Raw genomic sequence first — 17,347 nt, 5'->3', positions numbered from 1 at the left:
CATCTCCCTCAGTACGGCTCAGGCTTCAACGGGGAAGCGGGCCGCGATGTCACTGCCGGTATACTGCGCGATCCACCCATCGGGGTTGGTGAACACGCGCAGGGTCACGAAGTCCGGGCTCTCGCCCCCATCAAACCAGTGGGGGACACCGGCAGGCACCGAAATCAGATCCCCCGCCGTGCAGCGCACGTCATATACGCGCCCGCCCACATGCATGATGAAATCCCCCTGCCCATGCACGAAAAACCGGACCTCGTCCTCGCTATGGACATGTTCGGACAGGTATCTGCTGCGCGCCTGTGCCCAGCCCTGCGTATCGGGCCCGACACGCAGCACATCGGCCGAACCCGCGCCTGTCTCTCCCATCAACTGGTCAAGATAGGGCCGGTAGGCATCCAGCACCTCGGCTTCGGACGCGGTTCGCGGGGGGACAACGGGGCTGTCCCAACGTTCGAAGCGCACATTGATCGCCGCAAGTTCGGATGCAATCCGCCTGGGATCGGTCAGGTGGATGATGGGCGTGCCGGGATTGTTATCGGCATAGACGTTCAGGCTGCTCATCGGATCTTCCTTTTTTCCAGTTCGCAGGCCAGCAGGAATTCCAGCCCCTCCAGCCGGGCCAGCGCGGTGTCCATGTCCTTCCCCCACACGTACACCCCGTGCCCGCGGATAATGTAGCCCGCGCGCATGCCATCCAGATGCGGGGCCACGACGCCGGACAGGCGGGCAATGTCCTGGTCATTGTCGAATATGGGCACGTGGACCCGCGCGGCATGCGTGGTCTGTCCCGCGAAGACCTTCTGCACCTCGTAGTCTTCAAGTACCAGCGCATCCCCACCCAGCCGCGACAGCACGGTGGAGGCGACGGAATGACCATGCAGTACCGCGCCCGCATCCGGGTCATGGGCATAGATCTGGCAATGCAGCAGGGTTTCGGCGCTGGGCCGGTCGCCCGGGGTCAGGGGCCTGCCCGCCGCATCGACGCATATCACACCCTCCGGCCCCAGCAGCCCCTTGTGGCCGCCCGAGCGCGTGATGGCGAGGTTGCCGTCAGGCAGGCGGATACTGATATTGCCAGCCGTGGCAGGCACCCAGCCGAAACGGTCCATGCGCCGGCCCGCCGCGATGATCCGGTCCACTGCCCGGCAGTATGCCCCCGCCGGGAACGCTGCATTATCCATTACGCCGCCCATCCGCGCGGCACAGGCGCGCAATCCATCATCATTTTACGTTATTGGCCGAATGCTGCGGCGCTTCGGAAAAGGAGGCATCCTTCTCCTTGCCCGGTCCCTGGATATGACCGGTCGGCACCGGATCTTCCGGCGCATCATCGGCCATGTTCTTCTTGAACGACTTGATCCCGCGCGCCATGTCACCCATGAGCGAACTGATCTTGCCACCGCCGCCAAACAGTACCAGCACCACCGCCAGCACGATCAGCCAATGTCCCCAGCTCAAGCTACCCATCGCATCCCTCGATCCGCGTCCATGACGCAAAATACCGTATTGTCCATCCGCCATCCAATATGGCGGCGGCCTGCCCTACCCCGCCTATGTGAGGGGAGGCGCCACGATATGCAAGCACCCCCGCCAGTCTGACCGGTCAGCCTGCCGGCAGAATGAACCCGTAAGCAGGATAAACGGTTTTGCCCATGTCGTGAATGGGGGACCACCAGACCTTCACCCGCGACCAGTCATTGCGGGCAGAGACATCGACCACCGGTTCGCCCCGGCCAACGCGCCCGGGTACCCAATTGGCCTGGTCCACCAGTACCTCACGCGGGCTGCGCACTGCGCGCACGACGGACACATGCCCGTCGGGCAGGCGGCCCGTGGCGCGAAACACCAGCACCGCCCCCGTCCTTGGCGCATGGGTGCGCGGATACCGGCCCTGCGCCTGCCCCCACCATGATGCGGCAGCGCCACTGAGCTGCACATGCGTGACCTGTCGTGCATAGGGAGCGCACTGCACCGCCCCGTGCCAACCATGGCCGCTGCCGCCGCCCGCACATGCCGCAAGCGACAGCAGGCCGCCCGCCGCCACGACCCGTGTCAGTACTGTCCGCGCCAGCGCGGCCCGTGCCCGCTCGCGCTTCATGCCATCCTCATGCGCATGATCCGGTCCTCCGCCTCCTCCAGTTCCATGTCCAGCGCCCTGCGGGCCGTATCATGCGCGAACCCAGCGCGCGCCATGGCATCCATCGCGCGGCGGTAGCGTCTGTCCACCTCGTCCCCATCCGCATCGGGACGCACGAAGGGACCGGCGCGACGCTTGCGGGCAAAGACAAGGGCCGCGGCCAGTTCGGTTTCCTGCCCTTCCCCGTCACGCGGGCCGAGGGCTTCCTCCACCGCGCGGCCCACCGTGGCCTCATCCACGCCACGCACGCCCAGATGGGCGGCGACCATACGGCGCGAACGGCCCGCGCGGGCAAGGGACCGGGCGCGGAATTCGGAAAAACGGGCGTCATCCACCGCGCCCAGCCCCTCCATGTCGGCCACGACGGCGGCAATGGCGCCGCGTGCAGGCAGCACGGCCTGCATGGCGTCATGTTCATCCATGCCGCTGCTGACCGCGCGGCGCACCCAGCGGTCGATATGACGCGCAAGCATCCGTTCCACGCCCACGCGGGTTGCGGAAAAACGGGCAAGATAGGCAAGGGCCACCTCACGCAGCCTGGCGGCATCGGGCGCGGGGGCAGGCGGTCGGGGTGCGGAGCGGGAAGGACGGGCCACCATGATCCCCACTATGCCACAGCCATGCGCCCGCGCCCATGATTATGCGCGGATGTATGGCTGCCATGGCCCCAGCGGGGGCGGAAATGGCGCGAAGGTTGCATTTCGCACAGGCGGGCCATATTCTCCCTCCTTTCCGGATCTGCATGCGCAGACAGGACGGCGCGACAGGTCGTGCCGCCTTAATTGTAGTAGCCGGAGAAATCGGAAAACGGAATATGCCCACCCCGATGGCGGTGGGCCGTTTTCGTTTCTGAACCATGATCCTTTTTTCTTTGACCTGAAATCACAAGGCTGTTCCATGATTTCCGCCCTGATGCCGAATTACAATCGCGCCGACCTCGCCTTCGAGCGCGGCGAAGGTGCCTGGCTGTACACGGTGGACGGGCGACGATTCCTCGATTTCGGGTCCGGCATCGCCACATCCTCGGTCGGGCACAACAACCCCCACCTTGTCGGCGCCATCACGCAGCAGGCGCAGCGCGTGATGCATGTGTCCAACCTGTACCGCGTGCCGCAGGCCGAACGGCTGGCGCAGCGGCTGGTGGCCAATACCTTTGCCGACAGCGCCTTCTTCTGCAATTCGGGCGCTGAAGCCAACGAAGGCCTGATCAAGATGATCCGCCGCGCGCAGGCCAAGTCCGGCCACCCCGAACGCACGCGCATCATCTGCTTCAACGGCGCGTTCCACGGGCGCACGCTGGCGACACTGTCGGCCACGGGCAACCCCAAATACCTCGACGGGTTCGGCCCGCGGGTGGAAGGGTTCGACCATGTGCCACTCAACAACATGAACGCGGTGCGCGAGGCCATCGGGGCCGAGACGGCGGGCATCATGATCGAGCCTGTGCAGGGCGAAAGCGGCATCCATGTCGCCACCCCGCGCTTCATGCGCGAACTGCGCGCAGTGTGTGATGAATACGGCCTGTTCCTGGGCGTGGATGAAGTCCAGTGCGGCATGGGCCGTACGGGGCGCCTGTTCGCGTATGAATGGTCGGACATAACGCCCGATATCCTGTCCACCGCCAAGGGCATTGCCGGTGGCTTCCCCATGGGTGCGGTGCTGACCACCGAAACCATCGCGAAGCATATGACGCCGGGCAGCCATGGCACGACCTTTGGCGGCAGCCCGCTGGCGTGTGCCGCGGCGAATGCGGTACTCGACATCCTGCTGGCCCCCGGCTTCCTCGAAGGGGTGCGCGCCCGTGCGGCACAGCTGGATGCGGGGCTGGACCGGCTGTGCGCGACCTATCCGGATGTCTTTGCCAGCCGCCGGGGACTGGGGCTGCTGATCGGCCTGAAATGCAGTGCGGACGTGGCGCTGGTGCAGACCGCCGCCATCCATGAAGGCATGCTGAGTGTCACGGCAGGCGACAACGTGCTGCGCATGCTGCCGCCGCTGACCGTGACCGAGGCCGACTGCGCCGACGCGCTGTCCATGCTGGACCGTGCGGCACAGCGGGTGCGCGCCCATGTCGCCGCAGCCAAGACGGAGAATGTGGCATGAACGCGCTTCAGACCCCCACCCACGTGACCCCTCGCCACTTCCTTGACCTGCGTGACCTGGACGGTGCGACGCTACGCACGATCCTGGATGTCGCGGCCGGGATCAAGCGCATGCAGCACCATCGCACCCGCCCGCTGCACCCGGCGCTGCCGCTGCGCGGCCGGGCGCTTGGCCTCATGCTGTCCAAGCCGTCCACGCGTACCCGTGTCTCGTTTGAAGTGGGGATGCAGCAGCTGGGCGGAAACGTGATCCTGCTCTCCCCCGGTGACATGCAGCTGGGCCGGGGAGAAAGCATTGCCGATACCGCGCGCGTGCTGTCACGCTTTGTTGACGCCATCGTGCTGCGTACCGGCAAGACGGAAAACCTGCGCCAGCTTGCACGCTGGAGCAGCGTTCCGGTCATCAACGGCCTGACACCGGATTCGCACCCGGTGCAGATCATGGCCGACATCATGACGTTCGAGGAACATCGCGGCCCGATCACGGGACGTACGCTGGCATGGGTAGGGGATGGCAACAATGTCGCCACCTCCTTCATCGAGGCGGCAGCCCTGTTCGGCTTCCACCTGCGTCTGGCCACGCCCGCGACGCATGCGCCATCGGTCGCCGCCGTGGCATGGGCGCGCGAACATGGCGCGCAGATCACGGTCACGACCGACCCCGTGGCCGCCGTGGCCGGGGCGGACGCGGTGATTACAGACACATGGGTCAGCATGTCGGACAAGGAATCGGCCCAGCGCATCAGCGCGTTCGAACCATACCGCGTCAATGCGGCCCTGATGGCACATGCGGCGCCCGACGCCCTTTTCCTGCACTGCCTGCCTGCCCATATCGGGGAAGAGGTGACGGAAGACGTGTTTGAAGGCCCGCATTCCGTCGTGTTCGACGAGGCCGAGAATCGCCTGCATGCGCAGAAGGGCATCCTGATCTGGGCGCTGTGCGGCGAGGACTGGCAGCAATATGGAAAGGAACCCACGGCATGACCGGACCGGCCGAACAGCCCGCCCTGCCCTCCGCCACCGAAGACACGCCGGAAATCCCCGGCTGGGCGGAAAAGAGCGTGCGCGACATCTTTGCCGCCCTGCCCACCCGTGACACCCGTATTGACGCGGTGCGTGACGCCTATCTGGACTGCATTGCCGGGGCAGGCCGCACCGAAGACCTGGATATGGAACATGACCGCTGCCGCCTGCGCGCCATGACCACACTGGACACGGACGGCCTGCTGCCGGTGGACCAGCTGAAAGACCTCGACCAGCGCCTTGCCGCGCTGGAGGCGGATATTACCGCCAATCTGTAATGACCCACGTCCCCCGGAAACGGGGGCACGTGATGCTGCGGGTTTCTGCCATGACTGCCAACAATTCTTCCCCCGCCTTTCTGGACGCAAGTCGCCCCGACACGCCCGATCTGGTCGTGCCGCAGGGTGTCGTGCCGTTCTATCTGGACCACCGGCCGGTGCGCGGCCGCCTTGTGCGTCCCGGCGTGCTGACCGATACGCTGCTGACCCGCCATGACAATCCTGATGCCGTGCTGCGGCTGGCGGGGGAAGCGCTGGCGCTGGTGGCGGCCCTTGCATCGTCACTGAAGTTCAGGGGGTCTTTTTCCCTGCAGGCCAAGGGGGATGGCCCGGTCAGCCTGCTGCTGGCGGACTGCACCGATTCCGGCGCGCTGCGCTTCCATGCCCGTTCGGATGACGAACAGGTGGCCGAGCTGCTGAAGACCACACCCACCCCGACCGCCAGCCAGCTGCTGGGCAAGGGATATATCGCCTTCAGCGTCGATCAGGGGCCCGATACCGACATCCATCAGGGCATTGTCGAGATGAATGGCGAAAGCCTGTCGGAAATGGCCGCGCATTACTTTGCCACCAGCGAACAGCATGCCTGCTGGGTCAGGCTGTTCTGTGAAAAAACGCCCGTGGGCTGGCGCTCTGGCGCGCTGGTGATGGAAAAGATCGCCATGGATGGCGGCGTCGATGCCGACATGACGCCCGAAGAAGGCGATGATGCGTGGGAAACCGCCGTTACCCTGGCCACGACGCTGACGGCGCGCGAAGTGCTGGATGACACCCTTTCGTCCGCGGATCTTCTGTACCGCCTGTTTCATGCCGAAGGGCTGGTTGCGGGGCAGCCGCGCGCACTGGCGTTTGGCTGCCGCTGCTCACGCGCGCGCCTGTCGGGCATTCTGGAAACCTTCCCGCTGGATGACCTGGACCATATGGCGCAGGACGGCACGATCACCATGAACTGCTCGTTCTGCAACCACAGCTTCCACTTCCAGCGTGATGAGATCGGCGGCAAGGCAGCCTGACGCTGTCCTGCCCCTGTTCCACCGGCGCGGAACATGGCACGGTCGCAGGACTGACCCACCGACCGCGCCGCGCGCGCCTGCCGTTACCGGGATATAATCCATGCGACCGAACCGTTCGCCGCTTTCCGCCCCCGCCCTGCGCCGCAGCCTGCGCGCGGCACTTGTGGCCAGCCTGCCGTTGCTGACGCTGCCACTGTGCGATCCTGCCTACAGCCGCAGCCACCGTAACGACACCCCCACCACGTTCGAAGGCCCGCAGTATGGCGATGCCCAGCCGCTGAACCTGAATGTCGCGTCCATTTCGGTGGTGGACCGGGGGCAGCCGGGGCTGGTGCCAGGCGATCTGTCCGGGCGTGCGCCCAACCCGCCGGACCAGCTTCTCAAGCAGATGGCGCATGACCGGCTGATTGCCGCAGGCAGCGGGGGGGAAGGCGTCTTCACCATCGACCGGGCCTCGATCCTGCATGAACCCGGTGGCATTCTGGACGGACAGCTGAACGTGCATCTGGACGTGACATCGGCCGATGGCCGCCGCACGGGATATGCCGTCGCCCAGGTTACCCGGTCCTATGACCCGAAACGGAAACATGGCAACAGCGATACGCCGGAAAATCTGAACACCCTCACCAACATGATGCTGGTGGACATGAGCAAGGAACTGGAATCCCAGATCCGCAACAATCTGGGCAACTGGCTGGTCACCGGGCAGGCGCAGGCGCCCGGCGGCATCGTCGCACAGCCACTGGACGGCACCGAGGAACAGCAGCCAGCCACCACGCAGGCCACCACCCCGGCCCCGGACACCAGCACCATGACCATTGGCGGTGGGCCGACAGACCTTCCGGCTGCGGCCCCTTCGACACCCGCGGCAACGCAGGCAACACCAAAGCCCGCGAATGACGGGCCGGACGCCATCTTCCCGACCGGGTATCCATCCGATGATGGGGACAGCGCGACACCGGCGGCCAAGCCGCAACTGCGCTCCCCCCCGCCGGGGAACCTGACGCTGCCGGGCAGCACCAACTGATCTTTCCCATGCAGGGGACGGCATCATCCGTCCCCTGTTTTTTCAGCTCTGTAAAGACGGTTCTGGTGAAGTTCTTTTTTCAAAGAGCTTCGAGGAACGCCGCCTCCCTGAAAAAAGGCGGCGTTCCCCAAAAAACCTTATTTTCCCGCCGGTGCGGTCATACGCAGGACAAGGCCGGGCGTCAGGATTTCGGGCAGGATCACCTCCGTCCCGTGTGCAGGATAATAGGCATAGAATGGCACGCCGTCGCGGCCATGGTCATGCAGGAAGGCGGTAATCGCCGCATCCCGCAGGGTCCAGTCCCCCTTCATGTAAACGATTCCACGCCGGGCAAAGGCGTCCTGCACTGCATGGGTGGACAGGGCCACGCGTTCATTGACCAGACATGAAATGCACCATGCCGCCGTCATGTCCACGAAGACCGGACGCCCCTGCCTGCGCAGTTCCGTCAGCCGGGTGGGGGAAAAGGCGGAACTGCCATCCGTCACCCGGTCGGTCCCCCGGCCCCGGTCGTGCACGGTGGCAGGTGGCAGCACGCCCCCCCCCACGAATGCCACCAGCAGGGTCAGGATCGCAACGGCGCGATACAGCCCCGCGCGGCCTTCCATGGCATCGCGCAGGTCCATCATGCTGGCCCGCCGCAGGCACCAGCATCCCGCCAGAACCAGCATCGCACCCGCCGCCAGCAGGCCCAGCGCGTCCATGCCGCCTTCCAGCTTCGCCACCCATGCCAGCCACACGCACGTTCCCAGCACCGGCAGGGCCAGCAGGTTGCGCACGGTTTCCATCCACCGGCCCGGCTGCGGCAGCCAGCCCAGCAGGCCGGGCATGCACGCCAGCAGCAGATAAGGTGCCGCAAGCCCGCACCCGAGTGCCGCGAAAACCAGCAGCCCCACCACCGGGGACGCGGCCAGCGCCCCGGCCACCGCCGCCCCCATGAATGGCGCGGTGCATGGCGAGGCAAGGACAACCGCCAGCACGCCGGTCAGGAAATCCCCCGCATGGGCAGGCAGGCCGTCACCCAGCCCCATCAACCGCAGGCCGATGGTAAAGAAACCCAGCAGATTCAGCGCCACGGCAAGCAGCAGCAGGCAGATCACGATGACAAAACCGGTGGACTGGAACTGAAACCCCCATCCCGCCTGCTGGCCCGCCACACGCAGCGCGGCAATCGCCCCGCCCAGCACCACGAACGAACCCACCACGCCCGCGGCATAGGCCCCTGCCCCCATAAGCGCCGCCTTACGCGCGCCCCGCGCCATGCGCTCCAGCGACAGCACCTTCATCGCCAGCACCGGGAATACGCAGGGCATGAGGTTCAGGATCAGCCCCCCCACGAATGCCATGCCCACAAGCCAGCCGACATGCCTGATTCCGCCGGGGGCAACAGCCACGGGCGATGGAGGTGCAAGCACGCGCACGTCCCCCACCACCGGCTGCACCAATAATCCGCGCTCACGCCCCATGGGGTCACGCAGGACCACGATACCCGACAGGCCCGCCCCATCATGGAATACCGGCCCCGGTTTCAGTGTCAGTTGCACGACACCCTCGCGCACCGTCACGGCCTGCGGCACGTCCTGATCGATCGCACCCGCCACTTCGGGCATGAACCACGCATCCTTCACTGCATCCGGCGATAGCCCGCGCCCGATCAACTGCAGGACCCCGACGGTTGAGACACGGGCGGCAAAGGGCGAGGCCACCGGCCTGCTGGCGGCGGCACTGACGAAAGCGGCCACCTGCGCCGAAGGCGCCGGTTCCCCCCGTGGCAGGGTCAGGCTGAAACTGCCATGTTCGGGCACACAGACATCGGCACAGACCAGCCACTCCGCCGTGGCATCCAGCGTGACCGGCCCGTCCCCCTTCCCCGCCACGGGGGACAGCGTGACCGGCAGCAGCACATCGCCGGTATAGGCATAGGATGTCAGCGGGCCGTCATGCAGCACGCGCGGCGTGGGCCATTCAATGGTGCTACCCTGTCCCGTCGCCCCGCCCGTTGCCCGCACATCCAGCGTCGGCGCATCGCCCGCATCACCGGGGTTGAGCCAGTAGGTGTGCCACCCTGGCGCCAGTTGCAGCCGCAGGCCCACATGCAGGGGCCTGCCGGGCATGTAGGTATCGTCATCCGTGACCAGGGTTGCGGTGGCACGGGGGGATACCACGCTGTCGCTCTGCGCGGCGCGGGCCGGATGCAGGACCGTCACCAGCATGCACAGGATGGACACAAGCCACAGGAAGGGCACGGACAGTACTCCGCCAGAACAGGATGAATGAAAAACGCGCCCGTGTACCATGCCAAGGATTGCCCCACCACCATGCCGGACGCCATAAGATCAGGATATGGCCTTAGACCCGACCTTGCAAAACCGTCTTGACGCCCTCCTGTCCGAAGGCGGCAACGCGCTGCCTGTCGCCGCTGCCCTGCCGCCGCTGCAGAATGCACTGATACGCACGTCCAACGCCGTGCTGGTCGCCCCGCCCGGTGCGGGCAAGACCACGCTGGTGCCGCTGGCGCTGCTGGATGCGCCATGGCGTGGCGACGGGCGGATCGTGATGCTGGAACCACGCAGGCTGGCCACCCGTGCGGCCGCCACGCGCATGTCGGAGCTTATGGGCGAACAGCCGGGCGGGCTGGTCGGGTACCGCACCCGGCTGGATGGCGCGACATCGGAGCGCACGCGCATCGAGGTGATTACCGAAGGCCTGCTGGTGCGCCGCCTGCTGTCCGATCCCACGCTGGATGGGGTGGCATGCGTCATCTTTGATGAAATCCACGAACGATCCGTCGATGCGGATGCCGCCCTTGCCTTCTGCCTTGACCTGCAACGCAGCCTGCGGCCCGAACTGAAGCTGGTCGCCATGTCCGCCACCATGGACGGGGCGGCACTGGCGCAGCGCATGAATGCCGAACTGGTGGAAAGCGAAGGCCGGATGTTCCCCGTGGAGATCCGCCACGCCACCCGCGACCTTGTCCATCGCCGCGACCTGCCCGAGGCCATGGCCGCCGCCATTCGCGCCGCCATCGCACAGGATCCGGGCGATGTGCTGGCCTTCCTGCCCGGCGTTGCCGAAATCCACCGCACGCGCACCCTGCTGGACGGGATCGCGGCGGATGTCCTGCCTTTATATGGCGAACTGCCCCCTGCCGAGCAGGACCGCGCCCTGTCCCCCCATCCCGATGGGCGCAGGCGGGTGATCCTGGCCACCTCCATTGCCGAAACATCCCTGACCGTGCCAGGGGTGCGCATTGTGGTGGACGGGGGGTTCCGCCGCGTGCCGCGGCTGGATGTGGGCACGGGCCTTACGCGACTCGATACGGTGCGGATTTCGCGTGCCGCCGCCAATCAGCGCGCGGGCCGCGCGGGACGTGTCGCCCCCGGACACGCCATACGCCTGTGGACGGAAATGACCACCCGCGCCATGCCGCCCCACGACCAGCCCGAAATGATGGAGGCCGAACTGACCGGCCTGCGGCTGGATGCGGCGGCATGGCAGGATGCAATGGGCACGGCGCCCGCCGATCTGCCTTTTCCCGATCCTCCGCCAAATGGCGCGTTCGAGGCCGGGCGCAGCCTGCTGCAGGCACTCGGCGCACTGGATGACGAAGCCCGCATCACGCGGGAGGGCACGCGCATGGCCACCCTTGGCGCGCATCCGCGTCTGGCCGCCATGATGCTGGCCGCGCGCACGCCAGCCGAACGCGCCATGGCCGCCGACATCGCCGCCCTGCTGGAAGAACGCGACCCGCTGCGCCCCCGTCGCCCCGCCGGTGGCGGTCGGGGCGCGCCGCCCACGGCCCCTGCCGATATCCGCCTGCGTCTGGACCTGCTGGCCGGTGGCGACCATCCCGATGCCGACCGCGCGGCGCTGTCACGCATCCGCCATGCTGCCCGGCAGTACCGCAGGCGGCTGGGGCTGGGCCGTGACATTCCCGCCAGCGGTGATCCCGCCGCCCTGATTGCCGCAGCCTTCCCCGACCGGGTGGCGCAGTCACGCGGGGATGCGGGATCGTTCCGCATGGCCGGCGGCGGCAGCGCGCGCCTGTCCAAGACGGATGAACTGGCACGCTGCGCCTTGCTGGCCGTGGCGGGCATGCATGTGCGCAAGGCGGCCGAGATATGCCTTGCCGCCCCGCTGGACCGTGATGCGCTGCCGGACAGCCTGCTGGCGCGGGCGCGCGAACAGGTTGAAACCACGCTGGACACGACAACGGGCAACGTGCTGGCGCGACGCAGGCTGCGGCTGGGCAACCTTGTGCTGCGTGACCGCACCGTGAGCGCCAGTGCCGATGAAGTCTGTGCCCTCCTGTGCGCGCAGGCGGCACAGAACCCTGCCGCGACCTTCACATGGAGCGATGCCTGCCGCCAGTTGCAGGCCCGCGTGGAACTGGCGCGTACCCGCCTGGACCGCCCGGACCTGCCCGACCTGTCGGATGAGGCCCTGGCCCGAACCACCGAAAGCTGGCTTGCCCCGTGGCTTGCGGGGGTGAACCGCCTGTCCGCGCTGGCGGAAATGGACCTGCTGGCCATGCTGCGCGCGACGATGGACCACGCCACGCTGAAATGGCTGGACCGCATGTTGCCCACCCATCTGGACATGCCGGGGGGACGGGCCGCGATCGACTACCTGCAACCCGTGCCGGTGGCATCCGCACGGGCGCAGACCTTCTATGGGGTGACACAGACCCCCCGCATTGCCGACGGGCGGGTCGACCTGCGTATCGCCCTGCTGTCGCCCGCGGGCAGGCCGCAGGCCATTACTGCCGACCTTGCAGGGTTCTGGGCCGGGTCATGGGCGGATATGCGCCGTGACATGCGCGGACGCTATCCCCGCCATGACTGGCCCGAAAACCCCGCCACAGCCACGCCCCCACCGCCCCGGCCGCGTCGTACGCCATAAAAACCGCATGCATTTGCGTCCATGATGTCATGCAGCCATGGCATTGCCGCTTTTTTCAGATAACATGGATGATCATGAACGCTTCCTTCCGCCGCCATACATGACACGGATTGCCATGGGCCGCCGTCCGGCTTCCCGGTTGTTGCCGTTGCTGCTGCTGGGCATGCCTGGCCTGGGCGGACTGGCGACGGGAGCATGCGCGCAGGACGTTGCAACGTCATCCGCCGTGCCGCCCAATCCCTCCCTGTTCGCCGCGCCGGTGCCGCCGGTGGTGGCGACGGGACCGCTGACCTTCGCCCCGCTGGTACGCCAGGTGGGACCGGCGGTAGTGAATATCGCGGTTTCACAGGATAACCGGAGCACCACCAGCCACCAGCCCCTGCCGCCCAGTGTGAAGGGCACGCCGTTTGAACACAGGTTCCGTGAACGCATGCGCGCACATGGGGAAGAAATGCTGGGTGCAGGCTCGGGCTTCCTGATCGACCCCAGCGGTGTGATCGTGACCAACGCGCATGTGGTGGGTGGTGCCGACCTGATTACCGTCTCCCTGGCCGATGGTACGGAATTCCCCGCCCATCTGGTCGGCAGCGATGACCTGACGGATATTGCGGTCATCCAGATCCACGCTCCTCACCCCATGCCCTTCGTGCCATGGGGGGACAGCAGGCTGGTCAATATCGGGGACTGGATCATGGCGGCGGGCAATCCGTTCGGGCTGGGATCATCCGTTACCGCGGGCATCGTGTCGGCACGCGGGCGCGATATCGGCACCAGCCCGTTCGATGACTTCCTGCAGATCGACGCGCCGATCAATCCCGGCAATTCCGGCGGCCCGTCATTCAATCTGGGCGGGCAGGTGGTGGCGGTGAACACGGCCATTGTCTCGCCCACCGGGGGGTCGGTGGGCATCGGGTTTGGCCTTCCGTCGGAAATCGTGGCACCTATTGTGGAAGAGCTGCGCCATAATGGCCATATCGACCGGGGGTGGCTGGGTGTTACACTGGCGGACGGCCCGGGGCATGACGGCGTGCAGATTGTCGGCATCGACCGCAACGGGCCGGCCATGAAGGCGCACCTGCATATAGGGGATGTCATTACCGCCGTGAATGATGAACCGATCGATACATCGCGCATGCTGATCCGTTCGATCGCGGCGAAACGGCCCCGGTCGACCGTGGTGCTGCATATCCGCCGCCGCCATGACACGCTCAGCCTGCCGGCCTGCGTCGGCCACCGCCCCGACGAGGACATGGAAGACTGACTGACCCCGCCCCAAACGACGTGAGGCAACGTGCATATTCTTGTTGTTGAAGATGATCCCACCGTCCGCAATTTCGTGGCCAAGGGTCTGAAGGAAGCCGGGCATCTGGTCGAACTGACCGATAACGGCAAGGACGGCCTGTTCATGGCCGTAAGCGAGAAGTTCGACCTGATCATACTCGACCGCATGCTGCCCGGCGGCATTGACGGCGTGCGCCTGCTGGAAACCATCCGCGCGCAGAACAACACGACCCCCGTGCTGCTGCTGTCGGCGCTGGCGGATGTGGATGACCGCGTGCAGGGACTGAAGGCAGGCGGCGATGATTACGTCACCAAACCCTTTGCCTTTAGCGAACTGCTGGCCCGTGTCGAGGCCCTTGGCCGCCGAGGCCGGACGGAAGCCGCCCCCCAGACCAAGCTGGAAGTGGCCGACCTTGAAATTGACCTGCTGTCGCGCACCGTCCGTCGCTCGGGCCAGAAGATTGACCTGCAGCCGCGCGAATTCCGCCTGCTGGAATACCTGACCCGGCATGCGGGACAGGTCGTGACCCGTACCATGCTGCTGGAAGGCGTGTGGGACTACCATTTCGACCCGCAGACGAACGTGATTGACGTGCATGTGTCCCGCCTGCGCCAGAAAGTGGATAAGCCGTTCGGCACGCCGCTGATCCACACCATCCGCAACGCAGGATACATGCTGCGTGCCGAATAGGCGCCGTCCCTGCCCGTGGGCGGGATGCTGATGCCCGCCGGTTTCCCGCGCGCCATGCCGCGCCCGTCACGCTGGCGGGCATGGCGGTCGGCCAGCCTGCGGTTTTCGCTGGCATATGGCATGATGTTCGCCCTGTCCTCCGTCCTGTTCATGTCCTTCATGTGGTGGGGCACGATCGGGTTTCTGGAACGCCAGGTGGAAACCGCCATCAATGCCGATGCCCATGCCCTGGCCGAACGGTGGATGATGGGCGGCCTGCCCACGCTGGCCCTGACCATCGAGGACAGGCTGGAGCAGAATCTGGATGACGATGCGATTTACCTCGTCATCGATCCGCAGGGCAATTACCTGACCGGCAACGTGTCGGGATGGCCCGCCAAGGTGCAGTACACGGACCGCTGGTATTCCCTGCCCGATACCCGGGCGGGCCTGCGCGGCATGGCGGAACTGCATGCCTACCGCCTGCCCGGCACGGCGCAGAGCCATACGGCGGGCCAACTGGACAGCGGCTACCGCCTGCTGGTGGGGCGTGACGTGCGCGCACGTGGCATCCTGCGCCACCTGCTGACCGATTCGCTGTTATGGGCATGGGTCATGGTGACCCTGCTGGCGGTCAGCGGCGCGGTACTCGTGCACGGCATTTTCCGCCGCATGGTCAAGACCGTGGCCCGCACGACATCCGCCATCGCCCATGGCGACCTGAGCCGCCGCATGCCGCTGGTGGGCAATGGCGATGAAATGGACCAGGTGGCCGAAGCCATCAATGAAATGCTGGACCGGATCGTGCGGCTGATGGATGGCGTGCGGCAGGTCTCCAATTCCATTGCCCATGACCTGCGCACCCCAATCGCCCGCGCGCGCACCCAGCTGGAGGATGCGGCGCTGCACGCCACCACGGATGAAGAACTGCGTGACGCGATCGAACGCGCGGTGGGCAACCTGGACAACGTTACCGCCGTGTTCGAGGCCCTGCTGCGCATTGCCCAGATCGAGGCCGGGGCCCGCCGTTCCGCGTTCATGACGTTCGATCTGGTCCCGGTCCTGCGTGATGTGGCCGACCTGTATGAAGCCGTGGCGGAAGACCATGACATCACGCTGGCGCTGGACCTGCCCGAAAGCCTGATCTTCTACGGGGACCGTTCCCTGATCCAGCAGGCTGTGGCCAACATGCTGGACAACGCCATCAAGTTCTCGCCGCCCGGCGGCACCGTCCACCTGCGTGCGCAGGTGCGCGAACTGGCCCCCGGCCGCATTGTCGGCCCCACGGGCGAGGGCATGCTGGACCTGTGTGTCAGCGATGAGGGAATCGGCATGAGCGAGGCCGACATGGAGCGGGCCACGGAACGCTTCTTCCGGGCGGAAAAAGCGCGCAATACGCCCGGCTCAGGGCTGGGCCTGTCCATGGTGCGGGCCATCGTTCAACTGCATGGGGGACGAATGCACCTGTCGGCGCATAACCCGGGGCTGACGGTTTCGCTGGCGCTGCCAATCGCCGCCTGCGCGATTTCAAGGATGGAAGAAGATTTTCCATCTCCGCTGCACATATCAGGCATGACGGAAAGGTCACCTTTCCCCCATCAGCATGACATGAACAGTAGCGTAAAGTAACATCATGAACATGCACCCCGCCATGGCGCCGGCCATCGTTGTGATGAGTTTCTGCCTGTGTGGCGCAGCCCCGGTCGGGGCAGGCGCCGGGGCGGATGTCATCGCCACACGGGATGGCACGGACAAGCCCGTGATCATTACCAGCGACACCAAGGCTTACTGTAACCGGCTGCTCAACATCATTGATGCCTATGGCCCCGCTTTGCCGCAGGATGTGGACAGCCTGCGCACGCAGGGGGAAGACATGTGCCGCGAAGGGCGAATCCGTTCAGGGATCGTGCGCCTGCGTCGTGCGTTGGTTGAACTGAAGGAGACCACGCATTCATGACCTTTTACCCTTTGACGACTTTTGCCCGCCACGGCCTGCGCATTGCCCTGCCCGGCATGCTGGTGGCGGCAACGCTGCATCCGGCAGGTGGCATGGCCCAGACCCAGTCCGTAAATCCCGTTCCCCCCAATGCAACCGAACTGGACCTGTCCGCGTCCGGCACGGTACAGGCCCAGCCTGATGAACTGACCGCCACGTTCATGGCCGAAGCCCGGGCCGACACGGCCGCCAGCGCACAGGCACAGGTCAATGCACTGGTGGGCAAGGTCACGGCTGCCAGCGCCCATGCATCGGGACTGACCCTGAATGCCGAGTCGTATTTCGTGCACCATGATGATGGCGACCCGCGACAGAACCGCAGGCCACAATGGGTGGCGCGCCAGAGCATCCGCCTGACCGCCACCGATGGCAAGGTGCTGCTGCCGCTGGTAGGTCAGTTACAGGCCGATAACCTGGCCCTGACCCGGCTGGACTGGTCCCTGTCACGCGAAAAGCGGGCGGAACTGACCCGCAGGGCTGAAACACTGGCCCTGCAGGACATGCAGCAGCGCGCGCAGGCGGCTGCCAGTACGCTGAAGCTGACCGTTGCCTCCATCCGCACCGTGACGCTGGAAGACCAGAACATGCCGCGCCCGATGCCCATGATGATGATGGCGCGCGCCGCCAGCGTTGACATGCCCGGCGCAGAGGCCCCGACCGGCATGCAGGATGTCACGGCAACCGTCCGCGCCACGCTGATCCTGAAGCCTGCCGGGTAAGAAAAGTCTGCCCTCCGGCGATCCTGAAACGAATAAACGTTTTGGGTGCTTTTTTCAGGACGTTTCAGGAAACGCTGCCTTCCTAAAAAAAGGCGGCACCCGAAAACGTTTATTATCCCTGCGTGGCACAGCGACATAGGGGAACGACACCCATCGTCGTTCCTCCGTGCAGCAGGACATACAGAAAAGGCCCGGTGGA

General features: G+C 66.0%; 17 protein-coding genes. 11 read left to right on the top strand and 6 right to left on the bottom strand.

All coding sequences use genetic code 11. From position 1 onward, the window contains the following. Positions 1 to 18 precede the first annotated feature (18 nt). The 5 genes from HNO79_RS12870 to HNO79_RS12850 all read right to left on the bottom strand — a co-directional run bounded on the left by HNO79_RS12870 (position 19) and on the right by HNO79_RS12850 (position 2,736). Positions 19 to 561 carry a 1,2-dihydroxy-3-keto-5-methylthiopentene dioxygenase gene (locus HNO79_RS12870; protein ID WP_214165421.1) on the bottom strand — a complete coding sequence of 181 codons (543 nt, stop codon included), beginning with the start codon at positions 559 to 561 and terminating at the stop codon, positions 19 to 21. Continuing rightward, positions 558 to 1,181: a methylthioribulose 1-phosphate dehydratase gene (locus HNO79_RS12865; RefSeq protein WP_187294186.1), complete on the bottom strand. Its 624-nt coding sequence runs from the start codon at positions 1,179 to 1,181 to the stop codon at positions 558 to 560. The genes HNO79_RS12870 and HNO79_RS12865 overlap by 4 nt, the downstream gene beginning before the upstream one ends. A gap of 40 nt (positions 1,182 to 1,221) precedes the next feature. Next, positions 1,222 to 1,467 (bottom strand): twin-arginine translocase TatA/TatE family subunit, encoded by a 246-nt coding sequence (locus HNO79_RS12860; RefSeq protein WP_029329523.1) that lies wholly within the window; start codon positions 1,465 to 1,467, stop codon positions 1,222 to 1,224. 136 nt (positions 1,468 to 1,603) lie between these two features. Next, positions 1,604 to 2,098, bottom strand: coding sequence for a CHAP domain-containing protein (locus HNO79_RS12855; RefSeq protein ID WP_048856302.1), 495 nt, complete (start codon positions 2,096 to 2,098; stop codon positions 1,604 to 1,606). After that, positions 2,095 to 2,736, bottom strand: coding sequence for a regulatory protein RecX (locus HNO79_RS12850; RefSeq protein ID WP_029329521.1), 642 nt, complete (start codon positions 2,734 to 2,736; stop codon positions 2,095 to 2,097). Before HNO79_RS12850 ends, HNO79_RS12855 begins: the two co-directional genes overlap by 4 nt. Before the next feature lie 298 nt (positions 2,737 to 3,034). Between HNO79_RS12850 and HNO79_RS12845 the strand changes: the two genes are divergently transcribed. The 5 genes from HNO79_RS12845 to HNO79_RS12825 all read left to right on the top strand — a co-directional run bounded on the left by HNO79_RS12845 (position 3,035) and on the right by HNO79_RS12825 (position 7,580). After that, positions 3,035 to 4,240, top strand: coding sequence for an aspartate aminotransferase family protein (locus HNO79_RS12845; protein WP_214165420.1), 1,206 nt, complete (start codon positions 3,035 to 3,037; stop codon positions 4,238 to 4,240). Beyond that, on the top strand, positions 4,237 to 5,223 hold the full coding sequence (gene argF / locus HNO79_RS12840) for an ornithine carbamoyltransferase (protein WP_214165419.1): 987 nt from the start codon (positions 4,237 to 4,239) through the stop codon (positions 5,221 to 5,223). Before HNO79_RS12845 ends, argF begins: the two co-directional genes overlap by 4 nt. Then, entirely contained in the window at positions 5,220 to 5,540 is a 321-nt protein-coding gene (locus HNO79_RS12835) for a hypothetical protein (protein ID WP_214165418.1), read from the top strand. Before argF ends, HNO79_RS12835 begins: the two co-directional genes overlap by 4 nt. Before the next feature lie 32 nt (positions 5,541 to 5,572). After that, positions 5,573 to 6,553, top strand: a complete 981-nt coding sequence (hslO, locus tag HNO79_RS12830) for an Hsp33 family molecular chaperone HslO (RefSeq protein WP_214165436.1) — start codon at positions 5,573 to 5,575, stop codon at positions 6,551 to 6,553. A gap of 100 nt (positions 6,554 to 6,653) precedes the next feature. Beyond that, a complete protein-coding gene (locus tag HNO79_RS12825; RefSeq protein WP_010514811.1) occupies positions 6,654 to 7,580 on the top strand; it encodes a hypothetical protein in 927 nt (308 codons plus the stop codon). A gap of 137 nt (positions 7,581 to 7,717) precedes the next feature. Here HNO79_RS12825 and HNO79_RS12820 read toward each other — a convergent pair whose 3' ends face one another. Beyond that, entirely contained in the window at positions 7,718 to 9,832 is a 2,115-nt protein-coding gene (locus HNO79_RS12820) for a protein-disulfide reductase DsbD family protein (RefSeq protein WP_214165435.1), read from the bottom strand. A 91-nt stretch (positions 9,833 to 9,923) separates the two neighbouring features. On the opposite strand from HNO79_RS12820, the gene hrpB reads away from it, so the two are divergent. The 6 genes from hrpB to HNO79_RS12790 are packed head-to-tail and all read left to right on the top strand — an operon-like array spanning position 9,924 to position 17,148. Further along, a complete protein-coding gene (gene hrpB / locus HNO79_RS12815) occupies positions 9,924 to 12,482 on the top strand; it encodes an ATP-dependent helicase HrpB (RefSeq protein ID WP_244987539.1) in 2,559 nt (852 codons plus the stop codon). A 37-nt stretch (positions 12,483 to 12,519) separates the two neighbouring features. Then, on the top strand, positions 12,520 to 13,743 hold the full coding sequence (locus HNO79_RS12810; protein ID WP_214165417.1) for a S1C family serine protease: 1,224 nt from the start codon (positions 12,520 to 12,522) through the stop codon (positions 13,741 to 13,743). A gap of 30 nt (positions 13,744 to 13,773) precedes the next feature. Then, positions 13,774 to 14,454 (top strand): response regulator, encoded by a 681-nt coding sequence (locus tag HNO79_RS12805; protein ID WP_010514807.1) that lies wholly within the window; start codon positions 13,774 to 13,776, stop codon positions 14,452 to 14,454. Between the two features lie 30 nt (positions 14,455 to 14,484). Beyond that, positions 14,485 to 16,062: a sensor histidine kinase gene (locus HNO79_RS12800; protein ID WP_048856324.1), complete on the top strand. Its 1,578-nt coding sequence runs from the start codon at positions 14,485 to 14,487 to the stop codon at positions 16,060 to 16,062. Between the two features lie 4 nt (positions 16,063 to 16,066). After that, positions 16,067 to 16,390, top strand: coding sequence for a hypothetical protein (locus tag HNO79_RS12795; RefSeq protein ID WP_010514804.1), 324 nt, complete (start codon positions 16,067 to 16,069; stop codon positions 16,388 to 16,390). Then, a complete protein-coding gene (locus HNO79_RS12790) occupies positions 16,387 to 17,148 on the top strand; it encodes an SIMPL domain-containing protein (RefSeq protein WP_010514803.1) in 762 nt (253 codons plus the stop codon). Before HNO79_RS12795 ends, HNO79_RS12790 begins: the two co-directional genes overlap by 4 nt. Positions 17,149 to 17,347 lie beyond the last annotated feature (199 nt).

The sequence above is a fragment of the Komagataeibacter oboediens genome (genome assembly GCF_018491655.1).
Classification (GTDB): domain Bacteria; phylum Pseudomonadota; class Alphaproteobacteria; order Acetobacterales; family Acetobacteraceae; genus Komagataeibacter; species Komagataeibacter oboediens.
Note: the sequence above shows the minus strand (reverse complement) of the source record. Positions and strands in the feature narration are given on the sequence as shown.

Excerpts from the sequence above, each read along its gene's own strand:
- HNO79_RS12860 (WP_029329523.1), bottom strand. The coding sequence starts at position 1,467 with ATGGGTAGCTTGAGCTGGGGACATTGGCTGATCGTGCTGGCGGTGGTG.
- HNO79_RS12835 (WP_214165418.1), top strand. The coding sequence starts at position 5,220 with ATGACCGGACCGGCCGAACAGCCCGCCCTGCCCTCCGCCACCGAAGAC.
- argF (WP_214165419.1), top strand. The coding sequence starts at position 4,237 with ATGAACGCGCTTCAGACCCCCACCCACGTGACCCCTCGCCACTTCCTT.
- HNO79_RS12800 (WP_048856324.1), top strand. The coding sequence starts at position 14,485 with ATGCCCGCCGGTTTCCCGCGCGCCATGCCGCGCCCGTCACGCTGGCGG.
- hrpB (WP_244987539.1), top strand. The coding sequence starts at position 9,924 with ATGGCCTTAGACCCGACCTTGCAAAACCGTCTTGACGCCCTCCTGTCC.
- HNO79_RS12810 (WP_214165417.1), top strand. The coding sequence starts at position 12,520 with ATGGCATTGCCGCTTTTTTCAGATAACATGGATGATCATGAACGCTTC.
- hslO (WP_214165436.1), top strand. The coding sequence starts at position 5,573 with ATGCTGCGGGTTTCTGCCATGACTGCCAACAATTCTTCCCCCGCCTTT.
- HNO79_RS12855 (WP_048856302.1), bottom strand. The coding sequence starts at position 2,098 with ATGAAGCGCGAGCGGGCACGGGCCGCGCTGGCGCGGACAGTACTGACA.
- HNO79_RS12795 (WP_010514804.1), top strand. The coding sequence starts at position 16,067 with ATGAACATGCACCCCGCCATGGCGCCGGCCATCGTTGTGATGAGTTTC.
- HNO79_RS12845 (WP_214165420.1), top strand. The coding sequence starts at position 3,035 with ATGATTTCCGCCCTGATGCCGAATTACAATCGCGCCGACCTCGCCTTC.
- HNO79_RS12850 (WP_029329521.1), bottom strand. The coding sequence starts at position 2,736 with ATGGTGGCCCGTCCTTCCCGCTCCGCACCCCGACCGCCTGCCCCCGCG.
- HNO79_RS12870 (WP_214165421.1), bottom strand. The coding sequence starts at position 561 with ATGAGCAGCCTGAACGTCTATGCCGATAACAATCCCGGCACGCCCATC.
- HNO79_RS12790 (WP_010514803.1), top strand. The coding sequence starts at position 16,387 with ATGACCTTTTACCCTTTGACGACTTTTGCCCGCCACGGCCTGCGCATT.
- HNO79_RS12825 (WP_010514811.1), top strand. The coding sequence starts at position 6,654 with ATGCGACCGAACCGTTCGCCGCTTTCCGCCCCCGCCCTGCGCCGCAGC.
- HNO79_RS12865 (WP_187294186.1), bottom strand. The coding sequence starts at position 1,181 with ATGGATAATGCAGCGTTCCCGGCGGGGGCATACTGCCGGGCAGTGGAC.